The sequence below is a fragment of the Acinetobacter sp. ANC 3882 genome (genome assembly GCF_022549545.1).
Classification (GTDB): Bacteria; Pseudomonadota; Gammaproteobacteria; order Pseudomonadales; family Moraxellaceae; genus Acinetobacter.
In genome coordinates this window covers 126,179-138,142 of the sequence record NZ_JAKZGB010000008.1, presented here as the reverse complement: position 1 = coordinate 138,142, position 11,964 = coordinate 126,179, and the positions used below count along the sequence as shown (strand labels likewise).

Below are 11,964 nucleotides of genomic sequence, written 5' to 3'. Positions count from 1 at the left end.
ATGGGGCTTTAATCCAATTGTTATTTTTCAATATGTCTAATCCACTGTACGATATCTTTTGGGTAATATAAATACTTATGTAAAGAAGTATCATCCAAGTCAAACATGTACACTAAAAAAGCGGCCTCAAATGCCCAATATCCCACATATGAAAAACTATTATCTAAATCTAAGTGACTATTATACCAAAGCGTGTTTTTATGAATCCCATACCAATCTGATAAATAATTATCTAGTACTTCAAGAGCATGCGCTTTATCATCTTTATCTAAAAGATTGTCTATCACATCGCATAAATGAGAGTAATCATAACTGTAAACTCCATCTTTATTTGTATCGGGATGCTTAGAGTCTAAAATTTTGAAAAATTTATTTATTACCTTATCCTCTCCTTATTGGTCTTCATTTCCTCCATTGATTAGCTCTTTTATAGTTGGCAACGTGTTTTTCTGATTAAGTAACACAGCCAAACTAATCATTGTTAATGCAATAAAACCACCTTCACCATTAATAACTGATGGCTTAGCTGTTCCTTTAAAAACTGCTAATGCTTCTGCCTGTTTCGTATAACCAGCTACTATATTTTCAAATGAAGAAATAAGCTCTTCTATAGGTTCTCCAGACGTATACCCTAAAAGAAGCAAATCCCAATATGTAAGTGTAATGGATTGCCATCTAGATGCCTCGCCACAATTATATTCATCATCTTCATATGCATCACTTTCTAGATATAAAGAAATTCCTTCTTCATGATATTCCTTCGATTTTATACAATATCTCTCTGTTATAAAAAGCTGTCTTTTCTTATTTTCAAAATCCATATTTATTCCAAACAAATAATGCCCTATAGGGCACTATTCTTATTCCACTAAATACCAAATCGTCAATCCCCATGGATTGTTTTTAATCTCAGGCATCTTTTCGCCTTGCTTAAAATGACGCTTTTCCATATTATTAGCGGGACTATACCAGTCACCTGTTTTTGGGCAATTTTCACCAGCTTCACATCTAAGCTGATTTCCTTGCTTATTGCTAACATCATTTGCTAGTGGTACAAAAGTCTTCGCAAATTGAACTAAATCTTTCGGATAATATAAATATTGATGAAGACTGCTATCGTCTTCAATTTCTAATAAGTAGACTGCTGCACCTGCTTCGAAAGCCCAATACCCAAAATTTCCGTCATCACTTAAATGACTATCATGTCAAGGAGCTGCTGATAAATCCTTATACCATTTTTTAGAAAATCATTTAATAAGTTTAATGCTTGTATTTTATTAGGTTCACTTAATGCATCAGCAAAAAGACCGTAACATCCAGAAACACAATCATCAGTTTCATACCGCTCTAACTCTTTAGAGTAATTAAGAAGCTCTTCTATATTGAAATCAATACCTGCATTTTCCTCATCCTCACCATCAACTAGACGAGCAACTCTTGGTAATAAATCCTGTCGATGCAATAAATAACATAAGCTTATTAGCCATAAATAAGGACAATACCCATCAAAAGATCTTATTGGAAATGCCATTTCATTTGGATCACCGCTATTTTGTAATAATGCCTTTAAATAATTTTCATAAGCAACAACTACATTTTCTAATGCATAGCGTAAACTTTCAATAGACTCACCAGCGGTATATGACAATATAAAATTATTAAATGTCCCTTCAGCTATACCAAACCACATTGATAAATGCCATCCAACATCAGCACCTTCTGATTTACTCAAATTATCTTTTTGCCTTTGCATTACACGCAAAGTTAAATCCCTAGTGCCATGAAAATTTACTTCCGTCAAAAACTGTTGTCTTCTTTCAGTCAAAAAACTCATAAAAAGTACCTTTATCTAATTCTTTTATCGCGTGATTTGTCAAAAATTTTTGCCTTATTGTCTGCCTCTTTTGCTATGACAATATGTCTTCATTGCTTTTACTTAGATGCTTATGAATATTCATTTGTTAACTGATTGAACTGGTTCCTCCACCATATTCTTAGATTACTTAGTAGAATTAAAAAAAACCATCCAAATGAGGATGGCTTTTTCTCAAATGATTCAATCATTGCTCTCTATATCTAAATACCAAATGGTTTCACCCCAAGGATTATTCGGAATTTCAGGCATTGTTTCACCTTGATCAAAATGACGTTTTTCCATATTAATTGCTGGACTCCACCAATCTCCTGACCTAGGGCAGATTTCTCCAACTCTACATTTTAATTGCCCATATTGTATTTCATCATTATCTGGATGATTAATTCTATCCCATGTTTTTCCATCAAATCGAATCAATTGCTTATAGCTAAGTACCCAAAGAACTCCATCTTTTTCGTCAACAGAGATGACCCCTTGTATATCACTTAACTCAGGAACGATGGAATAATCAGAATCTGCATATACATATAGTCCCTGCTCTGAAGCTATATATATAGCCTCTTGATAAAATGCTGCATTATAAAAAGTCGAATTTATACTTCTATTTTTTAGACTTTTAAACCCATCATCTATATTCCCTTCCAGAAGTGTGCCATCTTGCCCAGTAATTAAAATATTTTTCCCATCTGGACATAACGTAATCCCATACAATGCAGATGTCGAAATTCGATTAACCTCTATCCAATTATTACCATTAAAGAAAGCAATAAATTCATCTTCTTTTTTTGTCCCACATACATATAAAGCATTGTTATTAAATCCATTTATATCATAAAAGCATCGATTAAAATCTAAATCACTTTCATATTCTAAAAAGGATAAATCCTGATTTTTCAATTCAATAGGGTCTTCTTCCAGTCCTACTCCAATAGATTTCCATTCATTCTGGTTATTCTTATAGACTTGACTTCCATCTCCACAAGCATAAAGATCACCATTAATTACACGGATATGATTAAATTTCCCATAAACTTTTTCTTCTAATTTATATCTAATTTCTTGATGCTCATTATTGCTTTGTTGAAATATTCCTACATCCCCCTCTTGATCAAGCGATATAATGGAAGGTTCGCCCTCTCTACTTTGGTAAGCAACTGAAATAACTTTCCATCCTTCCAAATCCAAACATGACCAGTTTTGCTGTTCAAAATGTTTATAAATTATTGTTTTACTAAAGCAATCCCATGTATCCAATTCATCAATATTTGCTGATAAACAGAATCTATGGGCACTAATAGCGCATCCTGAAGTAAATGTAATAGGATTTTTCATATATTTGATCTAATAAATATAACCATTACTCACCATCGAATTGCCAATATACTTCGCCCCAATCAGTGACTAATTGAGGGAAAGAATCACCTTGTCTAAAATAATCTCTTGAATTAGGTTTCGCAACCGTATACCAGTATCCTGACTTAGGACATTTTTCATTAGCACTAACAGTTAAAGATATTTTCTGGTATTCTTTATTATCAGGATGATCAAAAATCCTCCAAGAAACCCCATCATATCTGCCCACAAGCTTATTCGTAAAAATCCATAAAATATTTTCAGTACAATCCACTTTAAATACAAGATTACTATCAATCTCCTCATGAACATTAACTTTGGTAATTTCATTTTCATGAAATTTATATAGACCACATGCTGAACCTATATAAACTACGCCATTAAATTCAGTTAAAGAATAGAAATCATCTTTTATACTTAAGTTTGTTTTACGGCTAAAATCAGTATTATCATTAATTTCTATTAAATTCCCATATGTTCCACATACAATTAATTTACCATCTTCTTTCAAAAGAATTGAATATAGTGTAGCAGGTGTAACTTTTTTCAATATATTCCATTGATTACCATCATAATTAGCAATTAGCCCATTATCTCCAATACGACCTACACAGAAATAATTACCATCCACCTCACATATATCAATAACAGAAATATCATCTTCATGATCAAGCGAATCAAAATCTAACGCCTGATTATCATTAATATTTAAACCACTTGAGATGTCAGACCACTTAAAATCATTAACATAAACCTGACCATCATATCCACAAGCAAATAACTTGCCATTTTGAAATTTTATTTTAGAGAGATAACCACGATCGTTATTTAAACCAGCTCCATCTATATGTTTAAATTTACTATTTTCACCATCAAACTCCTCAATCTCACCTTCATCACTTAATGCAACTAACTTTTTATTATTTTCAACATTATAGAAACATACATCCACTACAATAAAATTAACATCATGATAATACCATCCTTGCCCATTATCTTCAGTACAATCATACATAAACAATCGACTAAATTGCTGATTATCATCAAATTTATCCAATGAGCTCGATACATATACCATATCATCTGAGATAGCACATGCTGCGTTGAAAGTTACAGATGATATCTGCGTCATAGTTTTTTCCCACCTTGTTTTGTATTGGAAGCTGGTTTAAAAATATTTGAGTCTATTGACATTTTTCCAGTTGGATCAGCTGTAACTTTAAAATCAGGTCCCATACCATATCCTAAATGATAAGTTCTTAATTCTGCTAAAAGTAGAGCTTTATTACATTTCAACACTTTTGAAACTGAAATTGCCCCTATTAATTCAAGCTTTTCCAATGTTGTCACACCTTTAGGATTTGATACTTTTCCTAATACCCTTTCTTTTTTATCATAATAGGAATGGATTTGTCCGTGCTGAAGCTGCCGCCCTTTTCCAGTTACACATACAACCAAGCCTTGCCCTTCTGTAATTGCTCCTGGAATCCGATTACTAGTATCTGTCCTTAGTCCTAATCTAAAAGCTCTATCAGGTACCACATGATGACCTGTTTTACCTTGTGGTTTACATGTATCAGGCTTATAAGGTCTTAAAGTACAAGGATTGTTTATATCTTTATCTTTTGGTTTCTCTTTTTCTGGTACTTCTTTCTTTTGCTTATTAGTAACTTCTGTTTTCTTACCCGAGCCAACATTCGCCTCATAACGTCCTGTTGGAGTATTATGCCTACCTGCATTTCCAGCCCCTGCCATCGCTAGTGGTGGTTGAGGTAAGATACTTGCCATTGCCCTTTCGACTTCATCACAAAGCTTATCAATATATTGCTTAATCGTTTTAAGAATATGATTCAAAGTTGCTTGGAATCGAACCAAGGCATTTCTCAAAGCACCATTAAATTTCTTTAAGCACTCATTAATGACGGTCAAAATACGATTAATATTATTTTTTAATGCATTGTAAGCTCTGGTTGCCATCGCCTTCCAAGGCTTGGACCTTAACCATGCCTCTGGTGCTTTGCCCCAAGGACAATTCACCTTAAATTTACTAAGTAGCTCTTCATAGTACTCCATCGTTTTAAATAACTTTATTTTGGAGAAATCCTTTGCTTTCCTTAACTGAACAACGGACTTAATAGCAGAACCTACCTCTGGAATCACTCCAATAGAAGTAAGTGCAAGTGCCATATAGTTCTCTGTGTTTCTACTTTTTTCATCAGATAAGGTAATACTATTTGCAATTAAATCACGAACATCACAAACCTGATCAACAACAGGAATTAAACTGATTAAGCCACCAACTATTAATTGAGACATCGACGGACTTTTATTAAAATCCCCTTGTAACATTCCCCATAGCCAACTACTCTTTTCCAAAATAATTTGACTACTATTGTAACTTGTCACGCTCTGATTATATTGAGACTGTCCAATATAAAATAATGCTGTTTTCCACCAAGGCCACTTAGGATCAGGTTTGCTCGTATCATAAGTCATATAGCGACTATATTGAGCAGGATTATCGTTCAAGTATTTCGCTAATTTTTCTGCTCCATACCAAAATTCTTTCTGAATTTCAGTAGAACGTTTAGCTATTTGATTCCAGAATTGTTGATTTTGAGGATTTGGCATTTTCTTCTCTCGTTTTTATTCTTTACTACTATCTGAATCAGAATCTAAAAACCAATCATCAACTTCTGCAGACGGATATTCATCCTTACTTTGGTCTTCTCCATACTGTATTTTGGCTTTGCCTGCGGGAACACCACTCACCACAGCTTTGCCCAATGCATCTAATTTTCCTTTTCGTATAGATCCATCTGAAAGCAAGACTTCAAAGTCAGCGCCTTTAACAGGCGAACCATCACTATGTAAATACTCCAGAACCAAATCATCAGGTTTTAAATTCATCACAGGTAAATGAGGTAATACTGAATTTGCTTTCGCCCCACCCATAAATAAATGCTGCCCCGCTTTCACCTCAAACTTGCCACCCGTTGTCGGGAAAATCCCTGAGCCATTCAACTTGATTTGAGAACCACCTGCGGTAATCACAATTTCCTTAGGGCTGGTGATCTCAATACGGTCTTCGGTCGAAATGATCTGAATCCCCTGTTTGGCGAGCAAGTCCATCCCATCCGATTGAGCATGCACTTCAAACTTACCTTTGGCAGCCACCTGCTTAATGCCATTCTGCGCTGCAAAAAGACTAATTCTATTTTGAGCATGGCCAATCAGATTCTTCTGCGTACTTAAATTAATACTATCGCCTGCAATCTGATTGATCTGCCCATCTGCAGAAATATGAATATCTTCATTGCTACTTAAACCAATGCCTGCAGGCGAATGAAGTAACAACAACGCTTTATTAAATTTGGCAATCTTTGCCTCAATCTGTTCAGCAAATTGTTTTAATTGCTCAACTGATTCAATTTCATCCGTTTGTTGATTCTTGGCAACTTCGCTTAATGCTTTGGCATTACTTTGATTACTTTCAATCTGCTGTTTAGCTGCTTCAGCATCGAGATGTTCACCTTGCGCCTGATCCTGTTTCTGTGTACTGAGCAATAAGCCTTGCCCTGCACGCACTGCCCCCCATTGGTCAGTCCTAAGTTCAAAGCCTTCACCACGATCTTCGCTTTCAGCTTTATCTTTGGGATGGCTGAGTTTACCGAGATTGAGTTGGCTAGCGGCATGGCTACTTTGTAGTTGTGCGCTGATCTGACCCGTAGTGTCATCAAAACGAAGTTGGTTAAAACCTTCACCTTGATATTCTTTAGATTTAATTCCTGCTAGTTTCTTGGTATCAGGCAACTTGCCCGCATTGTCAAACTTGGTTGGGCTGCGCTGTGCTTCATGTATCCGCCCAACCACATAAGGACGATCAATATTGCCATCAAAGAAGTTGATCACCACGATCTCACCAATCCGCGGCAAGAACCGTGCACCATAGCCTTCACCTGCCCAGGGGGTTAATACATCAACCCATGCAGAATCGGTATCATTGTCATTGGCACCCGCACCACCATCATGGCTATGGTCTTCTGTACGGGTAAACAAGAAACGGACTTTAATTCTGCCCCATTCATCGACATGAATTTCCTCTCCACTTGGCCCCACAACTTTGGCGCGTTGTGGATGTGTCACAGGTCGATGTTGTAGCGGGTTGTATTCTGGTACCAGACTAATATTTCGTCGTTGCAGTGTTAATTGATTCGCTTGGCGTTCATCAGATTCAGCATGATGGAAAGGACTACTTTGCCAATGACTTTGTTGAAGCAAAGTCGCGACTTGATCATTTAAATCTTTGGGTAAATTATTCTGGTTATAAAAGGTTTTCGAGCTGATCAAAAACTCTTTATCTGCTCCTGAATGCTGATCAATCTCAGGATGTTCATTCAGTTCAAACCAGTAGCCGACATGAGTATCGCGCACTGTAGATGTCGCAACAAATTGCTTGGCCTGCGAATCATAATATTGGCTTAAGTTCTGATTCAGTTTCTCTATCTGAGCATTGCCCGCTTTGGTCGTACCATCCTCACCGTTTAAATCTTGAATCCATGCAGGTGAAAAATGCCATGCCTGCTCTAAAGCAAGTTGCTGGTTATCGTGCTGATCACTATGGCTGTGTTTACTTTGAACACTCCCTGCACCTTCATCCTGTTCCAAAGCATCGGCTTGCCAACGTTGCATGTGTACCGCGCTCGGTTGTAGTGAACGCTGTGCCACAAATGTGGTGATGCTATCTTGTGTTTCAGTGGCACTACTACGATGAAAACGGATATTACGGCGGTCTAAGGCTTTATATTGATTATTGTCATCGATTAATCGAAGTTTCTGCGCCTGAATTTGTTCGCTTGAATTCGATACTTTGAGTTGAGCCTCATCAATTAACCAGTTAATCCCTTCGCTTCGCATCAAACGCGTGAGAAAGTCATAATCAGTTTCATTACTCTGCATAATAAAGGGTCGAATGTCGTATTGCTGACTTAAACCACTTAAATCCAAACTTAAACTCGCCGCAAATAATGAATTCTTGGATTGCCATTCTTTAAAAATGGTCTGAATTACATCGATCACTGATTTCGCCATAAAAACACGGCTGTTACGGCGGTGTTTCCATAAGGCGGTCGGATCTTGCACACCAAGTCGATAAATCGTCAGTGAACCGTCACTTGCACCAATATCAGCGTGGGTTACGATACCTGTAATACGCGTAAGTTCAGCTTTATCCGTTACAATATCAATCGCAACCTGACTGCCGATAAAACTTTTTAAAGGGATAATCGCATTGGTCGAAAGACAAAGTAACTGTAGATCAATGCCATGATTCAGCTGATGGAGACCATCGATACGTTGCAAGAAAACTTGACTATTCAAAGATGAATTTGAAAACTGGGCATGAATCGCACGTTTCTGTGCTGTAAGCCCCAAACTCTCTAAAGCCTGAAATATATTATTCGACATCTTTTTTATAGATTATCTGCTTAAATTTAGCGAATTTTAATCAAAATATTGATTTCATTCCATACAGAACCGTCTATTTATGACAATTTACGTCACTTTTTTGTTGGATTTATTTTACCGAATTGGGAAAATTCACCTATGATTTTGAATTAAAAGTTTTTTTATAAAATACTCAAATGAAACAGCCTTACGTTTGTTTCAATTTTTTGATCACTGTTATCCATATACAACCCTTCATTTTGCTAAAACTGAACACTTACTAAACTTTTTCTATCTATTGCAAAAAAAGAGAAAACTTTTACAATTAAATTGATAATGATTATTATTATCAATAAAATGTTATTTTTATTATAAATGGAAAAAATATGAAAACTTTACGTAAAATTGTTCTATCAAGCTTGCTTTGTTCTTTCTTTTCAACGACTACTTTTGCTTATGATCAATGCTTGGGCCAACCAAATGGTCCATTACCACCTGCTGGTAAATGTAGTTGCCAGAATGAAGTAACAACTTGCCACGCTCGATAATTTAAAACCTCATAGGGTTGGTTTAGAAAATCTCTACTCCAACCTGTATGCCATACTATTTTTGACAAAATAAAGATTATTTGAAAAAATAATAAATTAAATATCAATTCGTTAATTTAAATATGCAATCTAGTATAAAAATTATATCTAAACTGATTTAGTCTAACTATTTCTTTATAAATATATTATTACTGAGATTATTTTTAATAACTATAATCTTAGTAGTTTAATAACTCTTCGCCACGGCCACTACAATTCATAATTTTATCTACAGATCAAAAAATACACATAAATAGCGTATCCAGATTTTTTCAAGTAAGACAATACACACCACAAAAGCAGCTTAAAAGTCTCAAATAGAGTAAGCTTAGATACTATTTATAATTATTATTTTTCAATCATTTAATAAATTTAGCATTGAATCATCCTCTCGCTCTAAAATACGTGGACCTGCGCCATCCTCACCCAATATATCTTCGGGGTTGCGCAAACGGCATTGTTCCAAAGATAAACATCCACAGCCAATACACCAGTCCATTTCATCTCTTAAACGTGTCAGTTTTTGAATCCGTGCATCTAAATCCTCACGCCAACGTGAAGAAAGTTCAGCCCACTGTTCTGCAGTGAGCTTACTGCCTACAGGATAAATACTCAGCGCATTTTTAATTTCATCCAATGAAATTCCAACTTTTTGTGCAACTTTGATAATCCCGATATAGCGCAACACAGACAAAGGAAAACGGCGTTGATTGCCGTTGGTTCGAATACTTTTAATCAATCCTTTTGACTCATAAAAATGCAGCGTTGAAACCGCTACACCGCTACGTTTAGCAACTTCTCCTACGGTCAGCATTCGATTGATATTTATTTTTCGTTCTGGTGTCATTTACTGCATATCTCAATATTACTTTAGGTTTTATAGTTCAGAGCAAAGAACTTTGTCAATTCAAGCGACAGTTTATCCTTCTGAAATGCGACTTTTCCTCTACATTCACACAACCAAAATCATTTCGATACAAAGCATCCTACGCCTCTTACTCCACTTTTAAACCGACCTTTTAATGACTCATTTTTCTCATCAAAACCCATTGACCTAAATATAACTTGAGGTTTTAGACTGCTTGGCACTGCATTCGTAAATGCAAATAAGCAATTAATTTTTAATGTTTTTCATCATTCAGTCTGATTCTTCGGGAAAAACGCTCATGCCTTACTTCATTAAATTGAGTTTGGAAAGCCAATGGTTATGGACACTGTCCAGATGCTGTCTGGCACTTTTATTTTTCAGCTCAGGCCTCAGCAAAGTGCTCGATGTGGAAGCGGGATTTCAAGAAATGCAAGCCGCGGGTTTAGAACCCACTTGGCTGTTTAATTATGGCTCTGCGCTGATTCTACTGGCTGGTGCCTATTGCATTCTGTTTGATCGCCATATCTGGCTTGGTGCTGCCCTACTTTCAGTCTTTTTAACAGTGACGATTTTTATCGTACATACCTTCTGGAACATGTCTGGTCTGCAAGCGCAAATTTCTCTCTATTTCGCGCTTGAACATATCTCGGTGATTGGTGGTCTTATCGGGACTGCAATTGCCAGCCATTTTCGTCAACAGCTTAAGCTCTGTGGAGTACTCGCATGAAAACTCAACTGCGTATTTTGCTCATCATCATGATTTTAGTTGTCATTGCTGTTGCAGCTTATTTTTATTTTAAATCACGTTCAGCAAACAGTCCTTCATCTTATAGCTACCCACCTGTCAAAGTTGCACTCAGCACTGTCAAACAACAGATTACGCCTCGAACATTATCCAGTATTGGCGAGTTAGAGGCGATACGACAAGTCCAAGTTTCATCTGAAAGCACAGGTGTCATTGAACAAATTTATTTCCAATCTGGACAGTACGTTAAAAAAGGACAATTGCTTGTTCAGCTCAAAACCAATGTTGAACAAGGCAATCTAGGTCAACTGCAAGCTAAGCTGAAACAGGCCGAAATGACCTATAACCGGACCAAACAGTTAATCGATAGCCATGCGATTTCGCGTGCGGAAATGGATACCGCCTTGGCCGATCGAGATATGACGCGTGCCGAAATTCAGCAACTGCAAGCGACCATTCAACAGAAATCAATCCGTGCACCATTCTCGGGAATTATTGGAATACGTCAAGTCCACCAAGGCCAATATCTACAGGCAGGTACAGGCATTGCCAATTTGGTCGATACCCAACAACTGCTTGCCAATTTCACACTGGATGAACAACTGGCGGCCCGTTTAAAAACGGGGCAATCGGTGCAACTTAAAATAGATGCATTTCCCGAGCAAAGTTTCTCTGCGGTTGTGAATGCGATTGAACCCATGATCTCCAAATCAAGAACGATCACAGGGCAAGCCACGCTCAATAATCAGCATCAGCAGTTAAAGCCAGGAATGTATGCAAAATTGGACATACAAGAAGCCAATCTTCCGAGTCTCGTGCTGCCTGAAACTGCGATTACCTATACCGCTTATGGCAATACAGTCTTTCTAGTTAAACATGACAACAAGAAACTTACCGTACAACGTGTGGCAGTAGAGCTTGGTGAGCGTCATCAAGGTTGGGTCGAAGTTCAATCTGGTGTTAAAGCAGGCGATCAAGTTGTCGTATCTGGTCAGTTGAGATTAAGCGATGGTATGCAGGTTGAAGCAACAGAAGACACCTTGCAACAGTCGCAATCCACCTTAGCAAAAGCCAAAATCTAAGGAGCGAC

Annotated in this window: 10 protein-coding genes and 2 pseudogenes; 3 read left to right on the top strand and 9 right to left on the bottom strand. The window is 36.8% G+C overall.

The features are described 5' to 3' along the window. Positions 1–20 precede the first annotated feature (20 nt). The 8 genes and pseudogenes from MMO42_RS14590 to MMO42_RS14555 all read right to left on the bottom strand — a co-directional run. A pseudogene (locus MMO42_RS14590) lies at positions 21–377 on the bottom strand (DUF1911 domain-containing protein); the annotation flags it as partial. 15 nt (positions 378–392) lie between these two features. Then, positions 393–821, bottom strand: coding sequence for a PoNe immunity protein domain-containing protein (locus MMO42_RS14585; RefSeq protein ID WP_241321061.1), 429 nt, complete (start codon positions 819–821; stop codon positions 393–395). Positions 822–860: 39 nt separating this feature from the next. After that, positions 861–1,137: pseudogene (locus MMO42_RS14580) on the bottom strand (hypothetical protein); the annotation flags it as partial. Positions 1,138–1,189: 52 nt separating this feature from the next. Continuing rightward, positions 1,190–1,834 carry a DUF1910 domain-containing protein gene (locus MMO42_RS14575; protein WP_241321060.1) on the bottom strand — a complete coding sequence of 215 codons (645 nt, stop codon included), beginning with the start codon at positions 1,832–1,834 and terminating at the stop codon, positions 1,190–1,192. 222 nt (positions 1,835–2,056) lie between these two features. Then, positions 2,057–3,208: a hypothetical protein gene (locus MMO42_RS14570; protein WP_241321059.1), complete on the bottom strand. Its 1,152-nt coding sequence runs from the start codon at positions 3,206–3,208 to the stop codon at positions 2,057–2,059. Positions 3,209–3,233: 25 nt separating this feature from the next. After that, entirely contained in the window at positions 3,234–4,361 is a 1,128-nt protein-coding gene (locus MMO42_RS14565; protein ID WP_241321058.1) for a hypothetical protein, read from the bottom strand. After that, a complete protein-coding gene (locus tag MMO42_RS14560; RefSeq protein WP_241321057.1) occupies positions 4,358–5,860 on the bottom strand; it encodes a hypothetical protein in 1,503 nt (500 codons plus the stop codon). Before MMO42_RS14560 ends, MMO42_RS14565 begins: the two co-directional genes overlap by 4 nt. A 15-nt stretch (positions 5,861–5,875) precedes the next feature. Beyond that, positions 5,876–8,695, bottom strand: coding sequence for a type VI secretion system Vgr family protein (locus MMO42_RS14555; protein WP_241321056.1), 2,820 nt, complete (start codon positions 8,693–8,695; stop codon positions 5,876–5,878). 365 nt (positions 8,696–9,060) lie between these two features. Here MMO42_RS14555 and MMO42_RS14550 point away from each other — a divergent pair, with 365 nt between their 5' ends. Then, complete coding sequence (locus MMO42_RS14550; RefSeq protein WP_241321055.1) at positions 9,061–9,222, top strand: hypothetical protein; 162 nt, start codon at positions 9,061–9,063, stop codon at positions 9,220–9,222. Between the two features lie 394 nt (positions 9,223–9,616). Here MMO42_RS14550 and soxR read toward each other — a convergent pair whose 3' ends face one another. Beyond that, on the bottom strand, positions 9,617–10,108 hold the full coding sequence (gene soxR, locus MMO42_RS14545; protein WP_241321054.1) for a redox-sensitive transcriptional activator SoxR: 492 nt from the start codon (positions 10,106–10,108) through the stop codon (positions 9,617–9,619). A 319-nt stretch (positions 10,109–10,427) separates the two neighbouring features. Here soxR and MMO42_RS14540 point away from each other — a divergent pair, with 319 nt between their 5' ends. Beyond that, positions 10,428–10,856, top strand: a complete 429-nt coding sequence (locus tag MMO42_RS14540; RefSeq protein ID WP_241321053.1) for a DoxX family protein — start codon at positions 10,428–10,430, stop codon at positions 10,854–10,856. Beyond that, entirely contained in the window at positions 10,853–11,956 is a 1,104-nt protein-coding gene (locus tag MMO42_RS14535) for an efflux RND transporter periplasmic adaptor subunit (RefSeq protein ID WP_241321052.1), read from the top strand. The genes MMO42_RS14540 and MMO42_RS14535 overlap by 4 nt, the downstream gene beginning before the upstream one ends. Positions 11,957–11,964 lie beyond the last annotated feature (8 nt).

Excerpts from the sequence above, each read along its gene's own strand:
- MMO42_RS14570 (WP_241321059.1), bottom strand. The coding sequence starts at position 3,208 with ATGAAAAATCCTATTACATTTACTTCAGGATGCGCTATTAGTGCCCAT.
- MMO42_RS14585 (WP_241321061.1), bottom strand. The coding sequence starts at position 821 with ATGGATTTTGAAAATAAGAAAAGACAGCTTTTTATAACAGAGAGATAT.
- MMO42_RS14550 (WP_241321055.1), top strand. The coding sequence starts at position 9,061 with ATGAAAACTTTACGTAAAATTGTTCTATCAAGCTTGCTTTGTTCTTTC.
- MMO42_RS14555 (WP_241321056.1), bottom strand. The coding sequence starts at position 8,695 with ATGTCGAATAATATATTTCAGGCTTTAGAGAGTTTGGGGCTTACAGCA.
- MMO42_RS14560 (WP_241321057.1), bottom strand. The coding sequence starts at position 5,860 with ATGCCAAATCCTCAAAATCAACAATTCTGGAATCAAATAGCTAAACGT.
- MMO42_RS14575 (WP_241321060.1), bottom strand. The coding sequence starts at position 1,834 with ATGAGTTTTTTGACTGAAAGAAGACAACAGTTTTTGACGGAAGTAAAT.
- MMO42_RS14535 (WP_241321052.1), top strand. The coding sequence starts at position 10,853 with ATGAAAACTCAACTGCGTATTTTGCTCATCATCATGATTTTAGTTGTC.
- MMO42_RS14540 (WP_241321053.1), top strand. The coding sequence starts at position 10,428 with ATGCCTTACTTCATTAAATTGAGTTTGGAAAGCCAATGGTTATGGACA.
- MMO42_RS14565 (WP_241321058.1), bottom strand. The coding sequence starts at position 4,361 with ATGACGCAGATATCATCTGTAACTTTCAACGCAGCATGTGCTATCTCA.
- soxR (WP_241321054.1), bottom strand. The coding sequence starts at position 10,108 with ATGACACCAGAACGAAAAATAAATATCAATCGAATGCTGACCGTAGGA.